The sequence below is a fragment of the Brevibacterium sp. LAARM2_SD2 genome (assembly GCF_057364785.1).
Window position 1 is genome coordinate 16,584 of record NZ_JBNFOM010000014.1, and the last position, 23,217, is coordinate 39,800.

At 67.9% G+C, this 23,217-nt stretch carries 13 protein-coding genes, 5 pseudogenes and 1 riboswitch; of the genes and pseudogenes, 1 reads left to right on the forward strand and 17 read right to left on the reverse strand.

Translation table 11 applies throughout. From position 1 onward, the window contains the following. Nucleotides 1-125 precede the first annotated feature (125 nt). Nucleotides 126-1,613, forward strand: coding sequence for an alanine/glycine:cation symporter family protein (locus tag AC2W7K_RS10300; protein WP_198500389.1), 1,488 nt, complete (start codon nucleotides 126-128; stop codon nucleotides 1,611-1,613). 585 nt (nucleotides 1,614-2,198) lie between these two features. On the opposite strand, the gene AC2W7K_RS10305 is transcribed toward AC2W7K_RS10300, so the two are convergent. The 17 genes and pseudogenes from AC2W7K_RS10305 to AC2W7K_RS10385 form a co-directional block, all read right to left on the reverse strand. Continuing rightward, entirely contained in the window at nucleotides 2,199-2,600 is a 402-nt protein-coding gene (locus AC2W7K_RS10305; RefSeq protein ID WP_198500388.1) for an ectoine synthase, read from the reverse strand. 164 nt (nucleotides 2,601-2,764) lie between these two features. Next, nucleotides 2,765-4,054, reverse strand: a complete 1,290-nt coding sequence (gene ectB / locus AC2W7K_RS10310) for a diaminobutyrate--2-oxoglutarate transaminase (RefSeq protein ID WP_486006116.1) — start codon at nucleotides 4,052-4,054, stop codon at nucleotides 2,765-2,767. Between the two features lie 201 nt (nucleotides 4,055-4,255). Next, on the reverse strand, nucleotides 4,256-4,750 hold the full coding sequence (gene ectA, locus AC2W7K_RS10315; protein WP_486006117.1) for a diaminobutyrate acetyltransferase: 495 nt from the start codon (nucleotides 4,748-4,750) through the stop codon (nucleotides 4,256-4,258). A 733-nt stretch (nucleotides 4,751-5,483) separates the two neighbouring features. After that, nucleotides 5,484-6,095 (reverse strand): TetR family transcriptional regulator, encoded by a 612-nt coding sequence (locus AC2W7K_RS10320; protein WP_486006118.1) that lies wholly within the window; start codon nucleotides 6,093-6,095, stop codon nucleotides 5,484-5,486. Between the two features lie 124 nt (nucleotides 6,096-6,219). Continuing rightward, nucleotides 6,220-7,221, reverse strand: coding sequence for a fumarylacetoacetate hydrolase family protein (locus tag AC2W7K_RS10325; protein ID WP_486006119.1), 1,002 nt, complete (start codon nucleotides 7,219-7,221; stop codon nucleotides 6,220-6,222). Beyond that, the gene (locus AC2W7K_RS10330) at nucleotides 7,218-8,000 is read right to left on the reverse strand and encodes a cyclase family protein (protein WP_486006120.1); all 783 of its coding nucleotides are present in this window, start codon (nucleotides 7,998-8,000) and stop codon (nucleotides 7,218-7,220) included. The genes AC2W7K_RS10325 and AC2W7K_RS10330 overlap by 4 nt, the downstream gene beginning before the upstream one ends. Before the next feature lie 2 nt (nucleotides 8,001-8,002). Then, the gene (locus AC2W7K_RS10335; protein ID WP_486006121.1) at nucleotides 8,003-9,241 is read right to left on the reverse strand and encodes an MFS transporter; all 1,239 of its coding nucleotides are present in this window, start codon (nucleotides 9,239-9,241) and stop codon (nucleotides 8,003-8,005) included. A 274-nt stretch (nucleotides 9,242-9,515) separates the two neighbouring features. Continuing rightward, a pseudogene (locus AC2W7K_RS10340) lies at nucleotides 9,516-10,441 on the reverse strand (L-serine ammonia-lyase); the annotation flags it as partial. A gap of 372 nt (nucleotides 10,442-10,813) precedes the next feature. Next, nucleotides 10,814-11,226 (reverse strand): annotated as a pseudogene (locus tag AC2W7K_RS10345) (serine dehydratase beta chain); the annotation flags it as partial. A gap of 209 nt (nucleotides 11,227-11,435) precedes the next feature. Beyond that, nucleotides 11,436-11,825 (reverse strand): glycine cleavage system protein GcvH, encoded by a 390-nt coding sequence (gene gcvH, locus AC2W7K_RS10350; RefSeq protein WP_137826247.1) that lies wholly within the window; start codon nucleotides 11,823-11,825, stop codon nucleotides 11,436-11,438. A 101-nt stretch (nucleotides 11,826-11,926) separates the two neighbouring features. Next, nucleotides 11,927-13,155, reverse strand: a pseudogene (gene gcvT, locus AC2W7K_RS10355) (glycine cleavage system aminomethyltransferase GcvT). Continuing rightward, a pseudogene (gene gcvP, locus AC2W7K_RS10360) lies at nucleotides 13,155-16,087 on the reverse strand (aminomethyl-transferring glycine dehydrogenase). The pseudogenes gcvT and gcvP overlap by 1 nt, the downstream one beginning before the upstream one ends. 142 nt (nucleotides 16,088-16,229) lie before the next feature. Continuing rightward, nucleotides 16,230-16,339, reverse strand: a riboswitch (glycine riboswitch). A 199-nt stretch (nucleotides 16,340-16,538) separates the two neighbouring features. Next, nucleotides 16,539-17,891, reverse strand: coding sequence for an MFS transporter (locus tag AC2W7K_RS10365; protein ID WP_344250859.1), 1,353 nt, complete (start codon nucleotides 17,889-17,891; stop codon nucleotides 16,539-16,541). A 237-nt stretch (nucleotides 17,892-18,128) separates the two neighbouring features. After that, nucleotides 18,129-19,211: a phosphotransferase family protein gene (locus AC2W7K_RS10370; protein WP_376871141.1), complete on the reverse strand. Its 1,083-nt coding sequence runs from the start codon at nucleotides 19,209-19,211 to the stop codon at nucleotides 18,129-18,131. Beyond that, nucleotides 19,208-20,550: pseudogene (locus tag AC2W7K_RS10375) on the reverse strand (acyl-CoA dehydrogenase family protein). Before AC2W7K_RS10375 ends, AC2W7K_RS10370 begins: the two are co-directional and overlap by 4 nt. After that, nucleotides 20,547-21,326, reverse strand: a complete 780-nt coding sequence (locus AC2W7K_RS10380) for an SDR family oxidoreductase (protein ID WP_376871147.1) — start codon at nucleotides 21,324-21,326, stop codon at nucleotides 20,547-20,549. The pseudogene AC2W7K_RS10375 and the gene AC2W7K_RS10380 overlap by 4 nt, the downstream one beginning before the upstream one ends. Beyond that, complete coding sequence (locus tag AC2W7K_RS10385; RefSeq protein ID WP_376904152.1) at nucleotides 21,323-23,206, reverse strand: class I adenylate-forming enzyme family protein; 1,884 nt, start codon at nucleotides 23,204-23,206, stop codon at nucleotides 21,323-21,325. The genes AC2W7K_RS10380 and AC2W7K_RS10385 overlap by 4 nt, the downstream gene beginning before the upstream one ends. Nucleotides 23,207-23,217 lie beyond the last annotated feature (11 nt).

A 23,217-nucleotide genomic window follows, 5' to 3' on the forward strand; every position in this document is an offset into this window, starting at 1 on the left:
CCGCCTCGGCGATGCAATCCCTCTTGCCGCACTGCGCACGCCCCTGCCGCGCACCCGATGATGTGAGTGGTGGCACAATGAGTTGTGAAAACGCACAACACCGCACAAGCATTGGAACGATCGGCATGTCCCTCGAAGACCTCATCGCATTCGTCAATGACCGACTCGGGTGGGTGCTCATCGTCGTCCTCATCGGCGTCGCCCTCTACCTGAGCATCCGCACCGGCATGGTCCAGCTGCGACTGCTGCCGGAGATGTTCCGCGTCATCGGCGAGAGCCCCGGCAGCAACAAGGACGGCACGAAGTCGATCTCGTCGTTCAAGGCGTTCTGGATCTCCGCCGCCTCCCGCGTGGGCACCGGCAACATCGCCGGCATCGCCCTGGCGATCTCCATCGGCGGCCCGGGAGCCGTCTTCTGGATGTGGCTCATGGCGATCTTCGGTGCCGCCACCGCCTTCGTCGAGTCGACGCTCGGCCAGCTCTACAAGGTCAAGGACAAGGACTCCTACCGCGGCGGCCCCGCCTACTACATGAGCGTGGGACTGAAGAAGCCGCTGATGGGAGCGTTCTTCGCCGTCATCATCACGGTCACCTACGGCCTCGTCTTCAATTCGCTGCAGGCGAACTCGATCGTCGACGCCACGGCCACGAGCCTCAACATCGACACCACGCAGAGCTTCTGGCTGCCCGTCGGCCTCGGCATCTTCCTCGCGCTCGTCACCGGGGCGGTCTTCCTCGGCGGAGTGCAGCGGATCTCGGCCTGGTCCTCGGTCATCGTCCCGGTCATGGCCGTCGCGTACCTCTTCCTCGGTGTTCTCGTCGTCGCGATGAACATCACCGAGGTGCCCGACATGATCATGCTCATCATCAGGAACGCGTTCGGCATCGAATCCGTCGTCGGCGGCGGCATCGGCATCGTCATCCTCCAGGGCATCCGCCGCGGTCTCTTCTCCAACGAGGCCGGCATGGGTTCGGTGCCCAACGCCGCCGCCACCTCGTCGGTCTCCCACCCGGCCAAGCAGGGCCTCGTGCAGAGCCTCGGGGTCTACTTCGACACGATCCTCGTCTGCTCGATCACCGCGTTCATCGTCCTGCTCTCCAACCCCGTCTACGACGAGGCGCAGGGTGCGTCGCTGACGCAGACCGCGCTGGCCTCCCAGCTGGGTTCGTGGGCGGTCCACTTCCTCACCGTGGCGATCTTCCTCTTCGCGTTCTCCTCGATCCTCGGCAACTACTACTACGGCGAGGCGAACATCTCCTACCTGTTCAAGAAGAACGCGCGTCCGGCGATCATCATCTACCGGATCATCGTCATGGCCGCCGTGTTCACCGGCTCGGTCATCGCCCTGCCGCTCGCGTGGTCCGCAGCCGACGTGTTCATGTCGGTCATGGCGCTGACGAACCTCGTCGCCGTCTTCCTCCTCGGCGGGATCGCGCTCAAGGTGCTGAAGAACTACACGAACCAGCGCAAGCAGGGCCTCGAGCCGGTCTTCAACCGCGACGACCTGCCCGGCGTCGACGGCATCGACGCCTGGGACGGCTCCGACGAGGTCACCACCCGCGCCTACTGGGACGCGAAGAAGGACGCCAAGAAGGCAGCGAAGACCCAGTGAGGTGAGGGGTCGCGGGGGTCGGTAGTGCCGGCAGGGCGGTCCGCGGGGCGGGCCGCGGGGCGGGCCGGCAGTCTGAGTTCTTGCGGTCTCGGCCTGCCCGACGGATCGATCGGCTGAGCCAGCCGGCCTCCCTCGCGCCTCTCGGTTCAACCTCGGCGTCGAATTGGCCAGTCTGATCTGAGATGGACAGGTAAATATGTGTCCATCTCAGATCAGACTGGCCATTTTCGTGAGTGGCGCCCTGCAGCAGCGCGGCAACCCGCCCGTTTGTCGGAGGGGCCCTGCACCGGGCCCACCTGCGAGCCGCGCCCCCGGGCGCCCGGCGCGGCCGTGAGGTCGAGCAGAGGGTTCGAATCGCGGATTCAGGCCACCGGTTCGGGCTCAGGGCTCACTTCAGTTTGAGGGGCTCACGCCAAAAACGTGAGCCCCTCAAACTGAAGTGAGCCGCAGTCGGTCGAGACGCCAGACACCCGGCCTGATGCCACCGGCGGGGAAGCCAACCGGCCCGAACGCCACTAGCCCGGAAGCCAGTCAGCCGACCGCGCCCTGGGACTCAACCGACCGACTCAGCCGACCACCGATCGCTCAGACGGCGGCGGTCTCCTCGATGATGAGCGGGTAGACGCCGTTCTCGTCGTGGACTTCGCGGCCGGTGACCGGCGGGTTGAACACGCAGGCCATGCGCAGCTCGGTGTTCGCGACGACGGTGTGCTTCTCATGCCCGTCGAGCAGGTACATCGTCCCGTCGGTGAGCGGGTACGTCTTGCCCGTCTCCTCGTCGGTGAGCGTGCCGTCGCCCTGCACGCAGTACACGGCTTCGATGTGGTTCTGGTAGTGGAACGTCGAGCGCGTGCCCGCGTAGATGACGGTGTCGTGGAAGGAGAATCCGACTCCCTCCCGGCCGAGCACCATCCGCCGACTCCGCCACGTCTCCGACTGGACGTCCCGGTCGGTTCCGTTGAGGTCATCGCGATTGACTACGTACATTTCGTGTCCCTTCGTATCGTCAGTGGGGTCGTATCCCTGAACTCCTCGCCGAGGCTGCGGATCCCGATCTCGCCGAGGCGGTCCTCCGCAGGCCACAGCGCCGAGGCGGTCCCTCCACAAGTGGTCCCGCGCTCACCCAGCGTCGAGCGAGGCGCCGGCAAGGCTCAGGCCATCGCCGGCGTCGCAGCCGGGGCGACCTTGAGCACGGCGGCTTCGAGGATGTCGAGTCCGGCGGTGAGATCGTGTTCGGTGATCGTCAGCGGCGGCATGATCTTCACGACCTCGTCGCGCGGGCCCGAGGTCTCGATGAGGAGGCCGGTGGCGAAGGCCTCGGCGGCGATCTTCCCGGCAACCTCCGGGTCGTCGAAGAGCAGCCCGGCGAGCAGACCGCGTCCGCGCACCGTCGCTCCCTCGGCCTTCGCGGCGATGGCGTCGAGACGCTGGTGGAGGTGGGCGATCGTGTCGGCGAGTTCGTTCTGGAACGCATTGTCGGCCCAGAAATTCTTCAGCGCCGCGGTCGCGGTGACGAACGCGGGGTTGTTGCCGCGGAAGGTGCCGTTGTGCTCACCGGGCTCCCACGCGTCGAGTTCGGGACGGAAGAGGGTGAGCGCCATCGGCAGTCCCGACCCGGAGATCGACTTCGACAGGCAGACGATGTCCGGTTCGATGCCGGCGTCTTCGAAGCTGAAGAACGTGCCGGTGCGACCGCAGCCGGCCTGGACGTCGTCGACGATGAGGAGGATGTCGTGCTTCTTGCACAGCGCCGAGAGCTCCCGCAGCCATTCGGCCCGAGCCGCCCGCACGCCGCCTTCGCCCTGGACGGTCTCGACGATGATCGCCGCCGGCTTGTCGACTCCGGAGCCCGAGTCCTCGAGGACCTTCTCGAGCCAGAGGAAGTCGGGGGTCTCCCCGTCGAAGTAGTCGTCGTAGGGGATCTTCGAGCTGTTCGTCAGCGGGATGCCCGCACCCTCGCGCTTCATCGAATTGCCGGTCACCGACAGCGACCCGAGGGTCATGCCGTGGAACGCGTTCGTGAACGAGAGCAGGTGCTGGCGGCCGGTGACCTTGCGGGCGAGCTTGAGCGCCGCCTCGACGGTGTTCGTCCCCGTCGGTCCGGGGAACATCACCGTGTAGTCGAGTCCGCGCGGCTCGAGGATGAGCTTCTCGAACGTCTCGAGGAACTCCCGCTTGGCCGGGGTCTTCATGTCGAGCGAATGGAGCACGGCACCGGACTGGAGGTATTCGACGAGCGGGTTCATCAGCGCCGGGTTGTTGTGCCCGTAGTTGAGGGCACCGGCCCCGGAGAAGAAGTCGAGGTACTCGTTGCCGTCCTCGTCCCACTGCCGCGGGCCCTGGGCCTTGGCGAAGGTCGCCGGCCACGAACGTGAGTAGCCGCGCACCGCGGATTCGCGGGTCTCGAAGATGTCAGGGGTGGTCGTCGTGGTGTCAGTCATCGCATGATTCCTTTCGACATGGTGCAGATTCGACTGCGGATGCAGGGCTGGCCTGCGAGGTGCAGAGCTGAGCTGATCAGCCTGCCGGGTGCGGACCCACCCATGCGGGGCCCGCGGGAGATCGTCCGTTGAGAGCTGGAGTCGAGCAGACATCGGGATGGCCCGGACTCCGCGACCGGAGGGGCCGATCCCGACCCGCGCTCAGAGCGGGGCGATCTCGTAGAGGTATTCGGTGTCGTGGCCGTCCGGGTAGAGGTCCGGGGTGAACAGCGGGCGCCGGTCGAGCCCGGCTCCGCGCTGCTCGGCGAACGCCTGGAACAGACGGTTCGAGGCCGCGTTGTCGTCGGTGATCGTCGTCTCCAGCCGCAGCGCTCCGGTCCGGTCGGCGAGTGCGTGCAACATCGTCGAGGCCAGACCGTGTCCGCGGAACGCCTCGGAGACGGCGACCTGCCAGATCATCAGGGTGTCCGGGTTGTCCGGACGGGTGTAGCCCGTGACGAACCCTGCGGGTTCGCCGTCGATCCAGGCGATCGCCGAGGTGTCCGCGAAGTCACGACACCACAGCAGGTACGAGTAGGAGGAGTTGAGATCGAGCACGGCCGAGTCCTTCGCCAGCCGCCACAGATGCTGTCCGTCCTCGAGCGAGGGAGGGCGGACGTCGGTTTCCGTCTTCGGTTGAGCGAGTGCGTTTCTCACGCCCACAAACCTAACGAGATGAGCATGAGCGTCAATCTCACCTCGGCGATTTCACCCCGAATCCGCTCCCGTTGCGCAGGGGTGGGGTTAGGAACCTCGCCGAGGCGGTCCCGGGGTTTCCCCATGGCATCTCTGGGGATCGTCGTGCTCGCCACTACGGCTGCGTGACGAAGCACCCTTCGTTATCCGTTCGTTACATTTCTCGAGACGTGGAACACGAGTTCCAGCCGGCGGTGGAACGGCGATCCGCTGAACGAGACGTCGCAGCTCCGTCCATGGTCACCCCACCGAGGCTGTACCCCTGTGGCCGCTTTTCGGGTGTCCGGATTCCGTGAACTGCGCGGTCAACTTCACCTAGTCGCGTGGAGAGGCCTTGCAGAATCGTCGCGACTATGCCGGCGGCCACGAAGCCCACGCGCTTGGCAACAACGGCATTGACGTCGACTCCTGGACTCGAAGACTTCGTCGCATTGAAGAAGTCCGAGCTCGGTACTCTCCGCGAGAACACGGCGGGACCGCCAACTTCGACCGCTCCGTCGTTTACGGCGACGGTCGAGAAGACAACGTCGCTCAGGTGGTTCACTCCGGTGCACTCGATGGCCAGAATCCGGTTCGGGTCGAAGCCGCGACTCGCCAGCTCATAGACTGCCTCACCCGCGATAGGGCCAACTGAGCGACGGCTGTCCTTCCGAGCGCGAGCCCTGCGTCCGGCGTTACCCTCTTCCGCACGAATTCAGTTTCCGGCTGTACCGGCTCGCAGGCCCGCAACGATGAACTCCCTGAGGTGCTCCAAGCGATCAACGGCGTCGCTTTCGCCGCCACCGAGCGCGCGCGCCCGGTCATCGGAATTGGACATGATCAGTGCCCCGACCGAGAAGAGATAGTCCCACCGCACGAACGACCTCGGTTTCCCGGGCAGAACTGCTCCCAGCGCCTCGATGAACTCTGCGGCCATCGGATCGAAGAGGTCCGCGATGATGCCGCGCTCGTAAGCGCGCGGATCCGCGGCCTCACGCAGGACAAGCTTGAGATACCGCTCCTTCCGGACTCCTTCCTCGGCGGCATCGCCGATAACGAGAAAGGCATCGACGATCTCCTCCAGTGCTTGGGGCGCTGCAAGATCGACCTCCCGCAGTCGCTCCCGGCGCAGCTCATTGAGGTGCTGATGTTCCTCGAAGACCGCCCGGTAGAGATTGAGCTTTGTCGTGAAGTGGTAGGTGAGCAGCGCAAGCTTGAGGTCCGCGTCGTCGGCAATCATCCGCATTGTCGCACGGTCGTAGCCGAAGTCGGCGAAGATCTTCTCAGCACTTTGGAGAGCGAGGTCCTTGCGATTCACTGCAGCCATTGACCCAGTGTCTCATCTGAGAGGAGACACCAATGCGCAGGTACTGTACCGTCGCCGAGGCGATTCCCTAAGCGGCTCCCATCCCTGCATTGCCGGCGTCGCTGAATCGCCCTACCCCGCTCCCCTAACCCTGTTCAGGCAGCGGCGGCTGCTTCCACGGGATCCGCCGCGCTTCGGGAATCGGGTGGAGTTCGGGTCCGGCGACGACTTGATTGCTGATCGTGCCGATGTCCTCAACAGTCATCGTCACGGTGTCGCCCACACCGATGGCCGGCAGCGCATCCTGTCCGTACCATCCCCAGAATTCGGCGAGGCAGCCCCCACCGGCGGTGCCGCTGCCGATGAGATCTCCCTGTCTCACCCAGGTCCCTCGGCTTGCGTAGGCGACGAGTTCGGCGAACGACCACGCCATGTTCGCCAGCGAATCGGCGGCGATCGGCGTGCCGTTGACGGCGACGTCCATGCGCAGATCGAAGCGATCACCTTGACGCCGAGGTGCGAGTTCGCCGAGCGAGACGACCACCGGACCGACCGTGGTCGCCGTGTCCTTGCCCTTCGTTGGCCCCAGCCCGACCTTCATCTCCCGCGTCTGCAAATCACGGGCCGACCAGTCATTGAACACGGTGAGTCCGAAGATGTGGTCCCACGCCTCGTCGACACTGAGGTTAAATCCGTCGCGGCTGATCACCGCGGCAACCTCGAGTTCGAAGTCCAGACGCTCACTGCCCGGCGGCATCGGCACCGGGTGCCCCGAGCCGATGAGCGCGTGCGGGTTCGTGAAGTAGAAGACCGGTGCTTCGAACCAGGCTGACGGGATGTCGCTCGTGCCTGAGACCGCCCGCAGCGAACCCGCCGTGTGCTGTTCGAATGTGATGAAGTCCCTTACCGAGGCGACCGGCACCGGCACCTCGAACGGCTCGCCTGCGTCGACCTGAACCGAACGGTCGAACGCGAGGGCTGATTCCGCATCCGGGTCGAGCAGCATGCGCGGGTCGAGACCCCGCTCAAGCGGTGCAAAGCTGCCGAGGTTGCCCCCACCGGATTCGGCTTGACTGGGCCCGGTACCGCTGGGGTCAAACCGGCCGAACCGGCGCTGACCACCGACGATCATCGATGCCAACCTCATTCTCCGTCTCCTTCCACGATCGCCACGGCTCGGGTCCACCCCGCCGATGCCGCATCGATCTTCACCGGGAAGCACGAGATGCGGAAGCCGAAGGGCGGCAGCGATTCGAGGTTGTGCAGCTTCTCGATGTGGCAGTAGCCGATCTCCCGGCCGGCCTTGTGACCTTCCCAGATGACACTCGGATCGCCGTCCTCGGCAAAGCGGGCGGCAGTGAAGACGAACGGCGCATCCCAGCTCCACGCGTCGGTCCCGGTGACGCGAACACCCTGGCGCAGCAGGTGCAGGGTCGCCTCTCGTCCGATGCCGCAGCCCTTCGACACGTAGTCCTCCGCACCGTAGCGGACGCCCGCCGAAGTGTTGATGACGACGATATCGAGCGGTTTGATCTTATATCCGATCCTCTCCAACTCGGCGTCGATGTCGTCGGGGGTGACGACGTAGCCGTCGTCGAAGTGCCGGAAGTCGAGCTTGACTCCCTCCTGGAAGCACCACTCCAGCGGCACCTCGTCGATGGTGATAGCACGCTGACCGTCGTCCATCGTCGTCGCGAAGTGGTAGGGAGCATCGAGGTGCGTGCCGGTGTGGGTGCTCGCCTCGATCTTCTCGATCGCCCAACCCTCACCGTCGGGCAAATCCTCTGTCGAGGCGCCGGGGAAGAAAGCGACTACGTCGCCGGCCGACTGTTGGTGGTCGATGTAGGTGATCTTCGGCTCGTAACCGGGCGGGTCGGAGGCGATTCCCGCGGTGAGAGCCACGGAGAGGTCGATGATCTCGGGCATTGTCAGCCTTTCTGAAGTGCGGTCGCGGGCGCATCCTGTGCGCGGTTGTGGTCGTTGGGGATCTTGGGGAGGAAGAGCACAAGGACGGTGGCGATGAGGAAGAGTCCGCCGCTGATGACCAGTCCTGCCGCCAACGAGGCGACGGCCGCGATAGCGCCGAAGATCATCGGGGCAAAGGCCGAGATTCCCCGTCCGACATTGAAGCAGAACCCGGCGCCGGTGGCCCGCATCCGGGTCGAATAGAGGCTGCCGAGGTAGGGGCCGAAGAGGCCTGCGAACGTCATGAAGAATGCATAGAGCGGCCCGAGCCACAGCAGCGCGGACTGATCGGTGACGAGGCCGTAGACCGGCATGAGCACTCCCGCGCCAAGCAGCGAGGCGACCAGCGCGGACCGCTTGCCCACCTTGTCGGCGAGCCAGCCGAAGACGAGATAGCCGACGAACATTCCCAGGTTGAGCCAGGTCATGTACTGCCCGACCGCCTTCGCGTCGAGTCCGCGTTCGAGCTCGAGATAGCTCGGCAGCCAGGTGGTCACCCCGTAGTAGCTGATGAAGGCCAGGGCCGCGACGCAGCTGGCGATGATGGTGATCCGCAACTGCGGACCAGTGAAGATCTCACCGATCGCCGCAGTCTCCTGACCGCCTGGTTCCGCGGCAGCCTTCTGACGATCGGTGCGCCAGACCGCGGATTCGACGAAGAGGAAGACGATGATGAGCAGGGGCAGGATTCCGCCGAGGCCGGCGATGAGGAAGAGGAGGCGCCAGTCGGGCAGGATCAGACCGCTCAGCTGGGCGGCGACGAGCGCGCCGAATGGAAACGCGGAGAGGACGAAGGTGACGGCGATTCCCCGGCGTTCCGGCGGCCATGCCTCGTGGACGAACGCGGAGAGGATGCTCCACACACCGCCAAGGCCGATCCCGGCGAAGAACCGCAGCACGAGGAATACTGCGTAGCTCGGTGCGAGGGCGACAGCACTGGTGAGCACGACGAAGATCGTCAGGCACACGATGAGCGCGGTCTTGCGCCCCCGGGCATCGGCGAGCCAGCCCATGAGCGGGCCTCCCACACCCATGCCGAGCAGCGTCGCAGTCGCCAGCAGTCCAGCCTGGAACGGTTCGAGACCGAACTCCTGAGAGACGGCAGGAATGGCGAACGAGAGGATCGAGATCTCGAGGGCATCGAAGAGGTAGACGATGAATGAGCCGAAGAGCACGACCCACTTGTAAGAAGAATGCATCATTGAGCCCTTCTGTGGAAGAAAGTTCTCCAACTGTACGTACGTCCAGTTTAGAAGTCAATATCCTCCCGAGGGGTGCGGTATTCGCGTCGAGGCTGCCGCCCCGTTTGTGGTCGCAGAACCGAGGCCGACGGTGCGAATCGGCTCAATCTCCTCGGTTCTGTGACCACAAACGACAGGCGGACGCCCCCGCGCCACCGGCCGTCCTCAGCACGCTGATCTCAGCACGCCGCCCTCAGCGCACTGCCCGCAGCGCGCCGCTCTCAACGCCCTGCCCTCAGCATTCGACGACGTTGACGGCCAACCCGCCGAGCGCGGTCTCCTTGTACTTCGAGGACATGTCGGCACCGGTCTGGCGCATCGTCTCGATGACCTCGTCGAGGCTCACTCGGTGCTGCCCGTCGCCCCACAGCGCCATCCGGGAGGCGTTGATCGCCTTGCCCGCGGCGATCGCGTTGCGTTCGATGCACGGGACTTGGACGAGTCCGGCGATCGGGTCGCAGGTCAGCCCGAGGTTGTGCTCCATCGCGATCTCCGCGGCGTTCTCGACCTGTTCCGGGGTGCCGCCCATGACCGCGGCCAGTCCCCCGGCGGCCATCGACGAGGCTGATCCGACCTCGCCCTGGCAGCCCACCTCGGCGCCGGAGATCGAGGCCCGCTCCTTGTAGAGGACGCCGATCGCGGCGGCCGTGAGGAGGAACGTCATGATCGCGTCGTGCTTGGCGGCCTCTCCCCCGGCGGTCACCTCGTCGACGTAGTTGAGCGCGTAGTGGAGGACGGCGGGGATGATGCCGGCCGCGCCGTTCGTCGGGGCGGTGACGACCCGACGCCCGAGGCGTTCTCCTCATTGACGGCCATCGCGACGAGGTTGACCCATTCGAGGTAGAACTTCGGATCGCGGTCGGGATCCTCGGCCTTGAGCTTGAGGTACCAGTCGTGGGCGCGTCGGCGCACCTTGAGCCCGCCCGGCAGATGACCCGACCGGTCGAGCGAGTTGGACGCGCACTCCTCCATGACGGAGTAGATGTGGAGGAGGCCGTGGCGGATCTCGTCCTCATCGCGCATCGTCCGCTCGTTGGCGAGCATCAGCTCCGCGATCGACAGCTCGTTGGTCCGGCACTGCTCGAGGAGTTCGACGCCGGAGTGGAACGGGAAGGGCAGCTCCTCGCTCGCGGCTTCGAGTTCGGCGTCGACGACCGCCTCGGCGACGGCGAACACCTGGTCCTCGTCGGCATTCGACGGGTCATCGGGTTCGTCGTCGAAGCCCTCATCGGCATCGTCGGCGTCCTCGACGTAGAGCGAATCGTCGGTGAGCGCCGCGACGTCGAGATCGTCGGACTCCCCACCGGTAAGGCCACCGCCGGCACCGCCAGCACCACCTCCAGCACCAGCAGCACCGACCCCTCCGGCCCCGCTCACGGCGTCCCCGCCGGCGCCCTCGTCGGCAGCCGCCTCGGCGAGCGCGGTCTCGGTGGACACGAGCGCCTCGGCGGCCTGCTCCTTCTCGACGAACTCGGTCTCCGAGGTGACGAAGCCGCCGCCGACGGAGTAGTAGGTCTCCTCGGCCAGCGTTTGACCCGCCTCGTCGAAGACGGCCAGGGTGAGGGCGTTCGTGTGCCGCGGCAGCACGGTCAGTGGGCGTTTGACCATGTCAGTCTCGGTGAACTCGAGTTCGACGCCGTTGCCGGTCGAGTCGCCGAGGATGATCTCACCGGTCTCGGCCATCCGGGTGCGGCGGGCGGTGAGTTCGTTGCCGTCGACGGCGTCGGGGCGGCAGCCCTCGAGGCCGAGGAGGATCGCGTCGAAGGTGCCGTGGCGGCGCCGGTCGCGGCGAGCGAGCCGAAGACGTCGACGCGCAGGCTCGCGACGGAGTCGAGGTCATCGCCGATGAGATCGAGGAAGCTCACGGCCGCGCGCATCGGGCCGACGGTGTGCGAACTCGAGGGGCCGATGCCGACGGTGAAGAGATCGAAGACGCTCAGTGGCATGGTGGGTCCACCGTTTCTTGAGGAGGGAGCATTCGTGACAGGGATGACGGGGCGGGACGAGGGGGATGACGGGGTGAGGGGAGGGCGTTTCGGACAGACGACAGGGTCGGTCCCATCCGGACTTCTTCGGATATGACCGACCCCGTCGGTATGTCACACTGCTGAGCCACCAACGCCGTCACCAGCGACGACGAGGCGGCGAGAACGCGTTACAGCGAGTTGTTCTTCGCGTAGCTGTCGGCGTCCATGACGACGCCGACCTCGTCGACGTTGACCTCGAAGAGCCAGCCCTCGCCGTAGGGATCGGAGTTGACGAGACCCGGGGAGTCGAGGACCTTCTCGTTGATCGAGGTGACCTCGCCGCCGACGGGCGAGTAGAGGTCGGAGACCGACTTCGTCGACTCGACCTCACCACAGGTCTCCCCAGCCTTGACGCCGTCGCCGACGCTCGGCAGGTTGAGGTAGACGACCTCGCCGAGGGCGTCGGCGGCCACCGCGGTGATGCCGATCTTCACGGTCTGCCCGGCGATGGTGTCGGGACCCTGGTTGACCCATTCGTGTTCGGCGGAGTAGGAGAAGTCCTTCGGAAGTGCTGGCAGATCAGCCATGATCTTCCCTTTCTGCTGTGGGACAGCGGTTGTGGCGAGCAGGTGTGACCAGTGTACGAGTCATCCGGACAAGTCTCACTGGTCGATAAGCATCAGTTTCCCGAACGCTTGTAGAACGGCAGTTCGACCACGGTGAAATCGTGTGACTTGCCGCGGATGTCAACGGCCACCTCGGTGCCGGGAGCACTGAGCTCACGGTCGACGAAAGCGAGCGCGATGGGATGGCCGAGCGTCGGCGAGGGCTGCCCCGAGGTCACGACACCCACCTCCGCACCGTCGGAGATGATCGCCGATCCCGACCGCGCGGCGCGCCTGCCGTCGGAGACGAGCCCGACGAGGACGCGGCTGGGCTCGGTCTCCCCGAGCGCGGCGAGTGCCTCGCGGGCGACGAAATCGCCCTTGGACTTGAAGCCGATCATCCGGCCGAGGCCGACGTCGAACGGCGTCGTCGTGAGCGTCAGCTCGTTGCCGTAGAGCGGCATGCCCGCTTCCAGGCGGAGCGAATCGCGGGCGGCAAGGCCTGCGGGCACGAGCCCGTGGCCGGCGCCGGCGGTCATCAGCGTGTCCCACAGGCGGGTCGCGGCGATGTTGGGGACGTAGAGTTCGAACCCGTCCTCGCCGGTGTAGCCGGTGCGGGCGAGCACGAGGTCGATGCCGGCGATCGTCACCGGCATCCACGCGTAGTAGCCGAGTTCGGCCACGGCTTCGCCGACCGTGCGGGTCTCGGCGTCATCGGCTGCATCCGCCGAGGTGGTCCGCGGTCCGAAGGTTCCGTCGGCACCCTTGTCGAGGGCGGTGAGGATGATGTCCTGCGAGTTCGGTCCCTGCACGGCGATGAGGGAGGTGTCCCCGGATTCGTCGACCATGCGCACGTCCGCGCCAGGCTCGACCTCGGTGAGGAAATTCTCGAGACGCTCGGTGAGGGCGGCGACGACGACCGGCGTGTTCGAGGCGTTGGGGACGATGAGGAACTCCTCCTCACCGATCCGGTAGGTGATGAGGTCATCGAGGAGGTAGCCCTCGGCGTTGACGATGACCCCGTACTTCGCCTTGCCGACCTTCATCGTCGAGTACTTCGCGACGAGCGCGTAGTCGAGGAAGGCCGCGGCACGGCGCCGGTGACCCGGACCTCGCCCATGTGGGAGAGGTCGAAGATCCCCGCCGCTTCGCGCACGGCGCGGTGTTCGGCGAGTTCGGAACCGTACTTCAGGGGCATGTCCCAGCCGCCGAAGTCGGTGAAGCTCGCCCCGAGCGCCGCATGCGCATCATGCAGCGGCGTCTCCTTGATCTGGCCGGCTGCCTGGGTGTCGGTCTCTGTCATCACTTCTCCTCGGTGTCGGTGGTCTCGAAGGCCTCCGGCGGAGGGCAGGAGCAGACGAGGTTGCGGTCGCCGTACGCGCCGTCGATGCGGCTGACCGGCGGGAAGTACTTCGTCAGGCGCAGGCCGGGCACGGGGAAGACCGCGGTCTCGCGCGAGTACTTGCCGTCCCAGTCGTCCATGACGACGGTCGCCGGGTGCGGGGCCGCCTTGAGCGGCGACTCCGCGTACTCGTAGTCGGTGCCGATCGCGTCGATCTCGGCGCGGATGGTCCGCATCGCCTCGATGAACCGGTCGAGTTCGACCTTGTCCTCGGACTCGGTCGGTTCGACCATGAGGGTGCCGGGCACGGGGAACGCGAGCGTCGGGGCGTGGAAGCCGAAGTCGATGAGGCGCTTGGCGACATCCTCGGCGGTCACACCGGTCTTCGCGGTGATCTCCCGGAGGTCGAGGATCGTCTCGTGGCCGACGAGCCCGTTCTCACCCGAGTAGAGGACCGGGAAGACGTCGCCGAGCTTCTTCGCGATGTAGTTCGCGCCGAGGAGGGCCGCCCGGGTCGCCTCGCGCAGACCCTCGCCGCCCATGAGCTCGAGGTACGCGAAGCTGATCGGCAGGACTCCGGCCGAGCCGTAGAGCGATCCGGAGACCGGGAGGTCGGTCGTCGACATGTCCCCGGAGACGAGGTCGGGGTTGACCGGGTTGCCGGGCAGGTGCGGGGCGAGGTGCTCGCGGACCGCGACCGGACCGACGCCGGGACCGCCGCCGCCGTGCGGGATGCAGAAGGTCTTGTGGAGGTTGAGGTGGGAGACGTCGCCGCCGAACTCGCCGGGCTTGGCCAGTCCGACGAGGGCGTTGAGGTTCGCCCCGTCGACGTAGACCTGACCGCCGGCGGCGTGGACCTTGTCGCAGACCTCGCGAACCTCGGACTCGAAGACGCCGTGCGTCGACGGGTAGGTGATCATGATCGCGGCCAGGCGGTCGCCGTTCTTCTCGATCTTCGCGTCGAGGTCGTCGAGGTCGATCGACCCGTCCTCGGCGGTCGCGACGACCTGGACCTCGAGTCCGGCGAGCACCGCGGAGGCGGCGTTCGTCCCGTGGGCCGACTGCGGGATGAGGCAGACGGTGCGCTGCGGGTTGCCGCTCTCACGGTGGTAGAGGCGGATCGCCAGCAGGCCCGCGAACTCGCCCTGGGAGCCGGCGTTGGGCTGGAGGGAGACCCGGTCGTAGCCGGTGACCTCGACGAGGGAGTCCTCGAGGCGGCCGATGAGCGTGCGCCATCCCTGGGTCTGCTCGATCGGGGCGAACGGGTGGATCGTCGCGAACTCCGGCCACGTGATCGGCTCCATCTCGATGGCCGAGTTGAGCTTCATCGTGCACGAGCCGAGCGGGATCATCGTCCGGTCGAGTGCGAGGTCGCGGTCGGCCAGGGTGCGCAGGTAGCGCATCATGACGTCTCGGAGCCGTGCGTGTTGAAGATCGGGTGGGTGAGGAACTCGGTGTCCCGGTGGAGGTCGGCGGCGAACTGCGGGGCCGGGACCTGGTTGGCTCCGAAGGTTCCCGCCGAGGCGGCCTCGTAGTCATCGGCATCGATCCGGGCGATGATGCCGAGGGCCTCGAGCAGGCCGTTGGCATCGGCGACGGTGTGGGATTCGCCGAAGGAGACGCCGACCGTCGTCGGGTCGATGACGCGGATGTTGAAGCCCGCGGCCTCGGCGACGGTGCGGGCCGCCTCGGCGTCGGCGACGCGCAGGGCCACGGTGTCGAAGAACTCCCGGGAGACCACCTCGGCGCCGGGGGCGGTGTCGGCGGCGGTCGCGAACGCCTGCGCGAGGCGGTGGATGCGGGAGGCGATGCGGGTCAGGCCGATGGGGCCGTGGTAGACGGCGTACATCGAGGCGACGTTGGCGAGCAGGGCCTGGGCGGTGCAGATGTTGCTCGTCGCCTTCTCACGGCGGATGTGCTGCTCACGGGTCTGCAGGGCCAGGCGGTACCCGGGCTTGCCCTGGGCGTCCTTCGAGACGCCGACGAGACGGCCGGGCAGCTGGCGCTGGAGGGAGGACTTCACGGCCATGAACGCCGCGTGCGGTCCGCCGAAGAAGAGGGGGACGCCGAAGCGCTGGGCCGAGCCCACGGAGATGTCGGCCCCCTGCGAGGCCGGGTCCTTGAGCAGGGTGAGGGCGAGGAGGTCGGAGTCGAAGGTGACGAGGGCGCCGCGCTCGTGCGCGCCTGCCACTGCGGCGGAGAAGTCGCGGATGACGCCGGTGGTGCCGGGCTGGGCGCAGACGATGCCGAAGACGTCCTCGCCGACGAGTCCCTGGGAGAGGTCGGCGACCGTGACGTTGAAGTCGAGCGCGCGGGCGCGGACGTGGACGTTGGCGATGACCTGCGGGTGGAGCTCGGAGTCGAGGACGACCGTCGAGCCCTTCTTCACGGACCGGCGCATGAGGAGAACCGCTTCGACGACGGCGGTCGCCTCGTCGAGGAGGGAGGCGTTGGCGATGTCGAGGCCGGTGAGGTCCTCGACGACCTGCTGGAAGTTGAGCAGCGCTTCGAGGCGGCCCTGGGAGATCTCCGGCTGGTAGGGGGTGTACGCGGTGTACCAGGCGGGGTTCTCGACGAGGTTGCGGCGAATGACGGCGGGGGTGACCGTGTCGTAGTAGCCCTGGCCGATCATCTGCTTGCGCATGACGTTCTGGGAGGCGAGGTCGCGGAGGTCGGCGAGCACCTCGGTCTCGGTCTTACCGCCGGGCAGATCAAGGCCGTCGATCTGGATGGAGGCGGGGACGGCCGCCTCGGAGAGTGCTTCGAGGGAGTCATAGCCGAGTTCGGCGAGCATCTCCGCGGTGTCGTCGGCGCGGGGTCCGATGTGACGGTCGGAGAACGGTCGCGCCGTGTCTCCCGTGGCCTGCGTGGTGTGGGCGAGTGAACTGGTCATTGCCGTTCTGGTCCTTCGGTCCGGCGCCCTCCGGTGGGAGGACGCACTGAGCGGTGCAGAGTCCTCCCCGATCTGTCGGATCTGCTCTGCAGCGACGCGGTCGCGGGTTGCGCGGCGGCGTGCGGCAGTCCTCCAGATATGCCTGCATTCGGTGGTACTGGGCCTGAGAGTTTCCCGGGGAGGGAATTGCACCTACGGCGCTGCCCTGGCGAGTTCCTTGCGGAGCTCCGGCAGCTCTCCCACGTCATGTCGTAACGGCGTATGAAATTGTCCGCACCCATTGTATGACCCGGAGCACGCGGCGACAACCGGGGTGCGCGCTCACGGACGCGAGCACCTGCCGCAGCCGTCCCGCACGGCCACCCATCCACGTGACGGCGCGGGTCTCCCGGCACCCCGCAGGGTGCTCTGCCGCAACCGCCGCGCAGAGCACCCTTCACGTGGTGACGGGTCAGATCTCGCCGAGGTCCTTGCCCTTCGTCTCGGGCAGGAGCGCGACCGCGATGATCGTGGCCAGGCACAGGAGGATGACCCAGCCGCTCGAGAGCCACCGGAGGTCGAGGGAGTTGAAGAGCCCGTTGAGGTAGGGCGCGGTGCCGCCGAAGACGGCGACGGACACGGAGTAGGCGAAGCCGATCCCCTGCGTGCGCACCTTCGTCGGGAACGCCTCGGACAGCACCGCCGAGAGCAGGGCGCCTGCCATCGACACGACGAGCAGGGCGATCGCCGAGGCGGCGAAGAGCGTCCATCCCGCCGAGGTGATCATGCCCATGAGCGGGTACTGGAGGACCGCCATGAGGACCCCGAATCCGATGAGCACGGGACGCCTGCCGATCCGGTCGGACAGCGCACCCCAGAACGGCAGCGAGATGAGCGCGATGACCTGCGCCCCGACCGTCGCCCAGTAGGCCGCCTGCGGATCCATGCCGCGCTCGGTGATCGCGAGCGTCGAGGCGTAGGACGACCAGGTGTAGTGGGCGGCGGTGATGCCGGAGGTCATGAGGACGATGAGGATGATCGACCGGGTCACGCGCCCGCGATCGAGCGGAGCCGCCTCGGTGACGGAACGACCGGCAGCGGCGTCACCGGCACCCGCACTGCCGACTGCGGCAGCGGCGCCGTCCTGACCGCCGACGCCCGCGGCCGCGAAGACGTCGCTTTCGATCATTCCGCGCCGCATGTAGAGGGCGACGAGGGCGAGCAGTGCGCCGAGGGCGAAGGGGATCCGCCACGCCCACTCGGACACGGCGTCCGCGGAGAAGAGGTTGGTCACGGCCCCGCCGACGGTGTAGGCGAGGACGGAGCCGCCGAAGATCGCGATGAACACGATGCTGCCCCAGAGGCCGCGGCGGTGGGCCGGCGCGATCTCGGCGATGTAGGAGTTCGCCGTCGCCGACTCCCCGCCGTGGGCGAAGCCCTGGGCGACGCGCACGAGGAGGAGGACGAAGGAGGCTGCGGCGCCGATCTGCGCGTAGCCGGGCATGACCGCGATGATGAGCGATCCCGCTGCCATGATGAGCATCGTCGTGATGAGGACGAATTTGCGCCCCTTCCGGTCGGCGATGCGTCCGAAGACGATCCCGCCGAGGGGTCGCATGAGGAAGCCGACGGCGAAGACGCCGAGGGTCGCGAGCACCGCCGAGACGCTGTCCTCGCTGTTGAACATCGCGGCGGCGATGAACGGGGTGAAGACCGCGTAGGCGCTCCACTCGTACCATTCGAGGATGTTGCCGACGGTGCTCGCCGCCACCGATTTCCTCTTCTCGCGCAGGGACACCGTCGTCCCCGCCATCTGTGCGGTCATGTCAGTCCTTCCACTGGGTGTTCCGGTTCGGTCGGCCACCGTCCCCGCCCGAGCACGGGGTGCTCGGGGCGCGGAGGTGGTGCATGCGATGTGCGTGGGCGCGACGCAGCTGCCGTCGTGCTGGTGTGGTGCGCGCCGAGGTGGTGCGCGCCGAGGTGGTGCCCGGCGATGTTGGTGCGCCGCGGTGGTGATGTGCGGCAGCGGCGTCGAGGTGGTGCGTGTCCGGTCGTGCGCGGGTTACCTCAGCGTCGCCGCCACCTCCGATGCCGCGTCGAGGAGGGCGGGCACCCCGTGTTCGAGCGTGCCCGTGAAGTCACCGGCCGCCGGGGCCTCACCGGCGAGCCAGCGCGTGTAGATCGCCTCGGAGAAGATCGCCGCCTTCCACAGGGCGAGCGCCTGGTACCACGGCAGGCTCGTCAGATCGAGGCCCGCCCGGTCCCGGTAGCGCGCCGTGAGGTCGGCCCGCGAGGGGAAGCCGGGCTGCCCGGTCACCGGGGTGAGGTCCATGACCGTGCGCGGATGCCGCCCGTCGGAGTAGGTCGCGAGGAAGTACCCGAGATCGGCGAGCGGATCCCCGAGCGTCGACATCTCCCAGTCGAGGATCGCCGCGACGGCGACCGGCGGCTGGGCCGCGATCATCGCGTTGCCCGCCCGATAGTCGCCGTGGACGACGGAATGACGCTGCGTGTCCGGGCGATTCGCCTCGAGCCAGGCGCCGAGGCGGCCGACCGCGGGCAGCGAACGCCGGGTGTTCTTCTCCCACAGGGAGGAGAAGAGCGCGACCTGTCTCTCGAGGTAGCCCTCGGGTCGGCCGAGGGCGGCGACCGCAGGCACGGTGACGTCGACGTCGTGGAGGGCCGCCAGCTGGTCGACGAGCGCCTCGCCGAACCGGCGGCGCCGGTCCGGGCTCTCGAGCACCGCCGGCAGAGTGTCGGTGACGACCGTCCCGGGCACGAAGTCCATGAGATAGAACGGCACGCCGAGGACGGATTCGTCCTCACAGACGTCGACGATCATCGGCACCGCGATGCCCTGCCCGCCGAGCACGGTCTGGATCCTCGCCTCGCGGACCATGTCATGGGTCGAGCGCGGGATCGGCGGACGCGGCCCGCGCCGGAGCACGATGTCGACGTCGTCGCGGCGGATCCGGAACGTGACGTTCGACTGGCCCTCCCCGATCCGCTCCCACCGCACGGGCCCGGTGCCGATGCCGCGCGCATCGAGGTGATCGGTGACCGCGTCGAGGACGAGCAGCGGCGGGGCGTCGAGTTCGGCGGCCTGGGCCGAGGTCTCGACGACGTCGACGAGCTGCGCGGTCATCGTGCGACCTCCGTCGTGGCAGGATCAGTGGCCTCCGACCCGACCGAGCCAGGTCCATAGTCGTCAGCGCCAGCGGCACCCGGCCCGGCGACGAGGTCCTGGCGCGGCGCGCCGGCGGCGACCTCTCGGCGCCGCCGCGAGGACGCACGGCGGGAGATCGCGAACTTGTGCGTCTCGGTCGACCCGTCGTAGATCCGGAACGGCCGCACCTCGTTGAGGTACTGGATGAGCGGGAGCTCGTCGGAGACCCCGTCCCCGCCGGTCAGCTGCACGGCCCGATCGATGACGCGGTAGACGGCTTCGGAGCAGTACACCTTTGCGATCGACGACAGCGAGTTCGCTTCGGCCTGGTCGCCCTCGAGGACGAGGGCGGTCTTCGTGATCATCGCGTCCGCGGTCTCGATGTCGATGACCGACTGCGCGATGAGCTCCTGGGCGAGCCCCTGACGGGCGAGACCGCGCCGAACACCTCCCGATGCTCTGCCCGGTCGAGGGCGATGTCGAGGGCGCGCCGGGCCAGGCCCAGCCAGCGCATGCAATGGGTCAGACGCGCCGGGGCGAGGCGGACCTGCGCGTACGCGAACCCCCTGCCCGGTTCGCCGAGGACGGCAGACGACGGCACCCGCACACCCTCGAAGCGGACATAGGGGTGTCCGCCGGCGATCGTGCGATCGACGGTGCGGATCGACCGTCCGACCTCGACGCCGGGGGTGTCGCGATCGACGAGGAACATCGTCGCCGCCTGCCCGCGCCGCTCCTGCGCAGACCCGGATCCGGCAGCCACCTCGGCGGGGGTGCCTCCAGTCGGGTCGGTGGCGGCCATGACGATGAAGAAGCCGGACACCTCGGCGCCGGAGATGAACCGCTTGTCGCCGGTGATCACCCAGTCGTCACCGTCTCTCACCGCCCGGGTCGCCAGGGCCGAGGGATCGGACCCGGCACCGGGATGGGGTTCGGTCATCGCGAAGCTCGAGCGGATGTCCCCGGCCGCGAGCGGGCGCAGGTACCGCTCCTTCTGCGCGGGCGTGCCGATGCGGGCGAGCATGTGCATGTTGCCCTCGTCGGGGGCCATGCAGTTGAGCACGACCGGACCGATCGGCGAGTAGCCGGCTTCCTGGAAGATCGGCGACCAGTGCTCGATCGGCACCCCCTGGCCGCCCCATTCGGTCGGCACGTGCGGGGCGAAGACACCGGCGGCCTTGGCCTGTGCCTGCAGGTCGGAGAGCACCTCCTCGGCGAGGTAGACGCCGGGTCTCGGTTCGGCGGGGATGACGATGTCGCGGATGAAGTTCCGCGTCCGCACCCGCAGCGCTTCGACGTCCGGGGGCAGCGTGGTCATGCCGTTCCCCCTGCCGTGACGAGTCCGCCGTCGGCGGTGAGCACCTGGGCGGTGATCCAGTCGGCGTCGGCGGAGGCGAGGTAGGCGACGGCCGCGCCGATGTCCTCGGGCGTGCCGAGGCGACCGGCGGGATAGGTCTGTGCGACCTCGGCTTCGCGGCCCTCGTAGAGGGCGGCGGCGAACTGGGTCTTGACGACGGCCGGGGCCACGGCGTTGACGCGGATGTCGGGGCCGAGTTCGACGGCGAGGGTCTGCGTGAGGTGGGAGACCGCGGCTTTCGAGACCCCGTAGAACCCGATGCCGGGGCTCGGGACGATTCCGGCGACCGATGAGATGCTCACGATCCGCCCCCGGTTCTCCCGGAAGCGCAGCCCGGGGTGGTGGACGGCGCCCTGCACCCAGGCCAGGGTGCCGATGACGTTGACGTCGAGGATCTTCCGCGCCGCGTCGAGGTCGATGTCGATCGTCGGCCCGTAGACGGGGTTGATGCCGACGTTGGTGACGAGGACGTCGAGGCGGCCGAAGCGCTCGGCGATCGTGTCGTACACCTCTGCGCGGTGGGCCGGGTCGTCGGACTTCCCGGCGATGCCGACCGCGGTGCCCTCTGGGAAGGCTGCGACCGCCTCGGCGAGGGGGTCGGGTTTGCGGGCGGTGAGGACGACGGTGGCGCCTTCGGCGGCCAGGCGCTGCGCGATGCCGAGTCCGATGCCGCGGCTGGCTCCGGTGACGAGTGCGACCTCACCGTCGAATCGGCGGCCGCTCGTGGGTTCGGTCATGATGTCTCCTCTGTCGTCGGGGTGGATGTCGTCGAGGTCGATGGCACTGCAGTCGATGTCGGCGGGTTGGCTGAGCCGGCCGGGTCTGCGGTTGTGTCCGTTGGTGGGGCCGCCTCGGTGCCGGAATCGCGGAGCAGGCGCCGCTGGATCTTGCCGGTGTGGGTCTTCGGCAGGTCGCCGATGATGTGGATGCGGCGCGGATACTTGTACGCTGCCAGGCGCTCCTTGGCGAAGGCGATGAGGTCGGCCGGCGTCGTCGTCTCCCCGGCCCGCAGGGAGACGAACGCGACGACGGTCTCGCCGCGGTAGTCGTCGGGCTGGCCGACGACGGCGGCTTCGAGCACGGCAGGATGTTCGTAGAGGACGTCCTCGACCTCGCGCGGCCACACCTTGTACCCGGACACGTTGATCTGGTCCTTGATCCGGTCGACGAGGTAGATCCATCCGGCGGCGTCGATGACGGCGACGTCGCCGGTGCGCAGCCAGCCGTCGTCGAAGGCCCGCGCGTTCGCCTCGGGGTTGTGGAGGTAGCCGGGGGTGACCTGGGGTCCCCGGAGTTCGAGTTCGCCGGCGGTCCCGTCGGTGATGACGGCGCCGGTGGCGACGTCGACGACGCGGGCGCTCAGGCCCGGGAACGGCACCCCGATCGCGAGCGTGTCCGTGGCTGGGTCGACCGGCGCGGCGGTGTCGGGCGGGACCCCGATGACCGCCGAGGCGGTCTCCGTCATCCCGTAGATGTTGTGGATGTAGTGCCCGAACCGGTCCCGGAACCGCTCGACCGTGGCCGGTGGGACGGGTGCCCCGCCGGAATAGAGGTACCGGATGGAGGCGAAGTCGGCTGCGGCAGCGCTCGGGTGTTCGAGGAGCGCGTTGAAGACGGTGATCGATCCGATCGTCACGGTGACGCCGTCGTCGCGGACGGCGGAGACGATCGACTCGGCGTCGGGGCGGCCGATGAAGTCGAGGGCGACGGGGAAGACGAGAGAGGTCGCCGCACACGCGACGGCGCCGGTGATGTGGAAGAGGGGCGCGACGGCGAGCATGACGTCACCGTCGGCAAGGCCGAGCCACTGCCCGTACCCGAGGGCGACGGAGAGCACGTTCCAGTGGGTGGCGACCGACCCCTTCGCGGGGCCCGTCGTCCCCGAGGTGTAGGTGAGCAGCGCCGGATCGTCGAGTCCGGGAAGGAGATCGGCCCGGTGCTCGGGTGAGTCCGCCGAGGTGGTGGCGGGGTCGGCGGCGCTGTTCGCCGAGGCCGGGCGGTGGCGGTCGAGGAGATCCGCCCAGGCGATCACGGTGATCGCACCCTCGTTCACCGTCGCGGTCAGCTCGTCTGTTGGCGTGACTTCGACCCCGGCCGCAGACGCGTTGTCATCGACAGCCGGCGGGGAATACTCAACGTCGGTCGTCGTGAGCACCCACGAGACGGAGCTGTCCGACAGGGTCGTCGTGACCGCCTCGGCGTCGGAGGCGTCGCAGATGAGGCCGGCGGCCCCGGAGTCGTCGATGAGGGCGCACAGCTCACGTCCGCGGTACATCGGGTTGAGGACGAGCGGGACGGCGCCGATCTTCCACGCCGCGAGCAGCGCGATGGCGAACTGCGGGACGTTCTGCAGGTAGAAGCCGACGATCGTCCCGGCCCGGCAGCCGAGGTCGAACAGGCCCGCGGCGAGCGCCTCGGCGTCGGTGTCGACCTCCGTCGTCGTCATGGCCCGTCCGCGGTAGAGGACGGCGGTCTGGGCGGGGGCGGCGGCGACCCGGGCGTTCCACGCGTGGGCCACCGACTCCCAGGGGACGTCGAGGTCGACGTCGACGCGATCCGGGTAGAGCTGCGTCCACACGGGAGCGCTGAGGGCTGATCCGCTTTGCTGACTCGTCATCGAACTTCCAC

Excerpts from the sequence above, each read along its gene's own strand:
- AC2W7K_RS10300 (WP_198500389.1), top strand. The coding sequence starts at position 126 with ATGTCCCTCGAAGACCTCATCGCATTCGTCAATGACCGACTCGGGTGG.
- AC2W7K_RS10305 (WP_198500388.1), bottom strand. The coding sequence starts at position 2,600 with ATGTACGTAGTCAATCGCGATGACCTCAACGGAACCGACCGGGACGTC.
- ectB (WP_486006116.1), bottom strand. The coding sequence starts at position 4,054 with ATGACTGACACCACGACGACCACCCCTGACATCTTCGAGACCCGCGAA.
- AC2W7K_RS10320 (WP_486006118.1), bottom strand. The coding sequence starts at position 6,095 with ATGGCTGCAGTGAATCGCAAGGACCTCGCTCTCCAAAGTGCTGAGAAG.
- AC2W7K_RS10325 (WP_486006119.1), bottom strand. The coding sequence starts at position 7,221 with ATGAGGTTGGCATCGATGATCGTCGGTGGTCAGCGCCGGTTCGGCCGG.
- AC2W7K_RS10330 (WP_486006120.1), bottom strand. The coding sequence starts at position 8,000 with ATGCCCGAGATCATCGACCTCTCCGTGGCTCTCACCGCGGGAATCGCC.
- AC2W7K_RS10335 (WP_486006121.1), bottom strand. The coding sequence starts at position 9,241 with ATGATGCATTCTTCTTACAAGTGGGTCGTGCTCTTCGGCTCATTCATC.
- AC2W7K_RS10365 (WP_344250859.1), bottom strand. The coding sequence starts at position 17,891 with ATGACCGCACAGATGGCGGGGACGACGGTGTCCCTGCGCGAGAAGAGG.
- AC2W7K_RS10370 (WP_376871141.1), bottom strand. The coding sequence starts at position 19,211 with ATGACCGCGCAGCTCGTCGACGTCGTCGAGACCTCGGCCCAGGCCGCC.
- AC2W7K_RS10380 (WP_376871147.1), bottom strand. The coding sequence starts at position 21,326 with ATGACCGAACCCACGAGCGGCCGCCGATTCGACGGTGAGGTCGCACTC.
- AC2W7K_RS10385 (WP_376904152.1), bottom strand. The coding sequence starts at position 23,206 with ATGACGAGTCAGCAAAGCGGATCAGCCCTCAGCGCTCCCGTGTGGACG.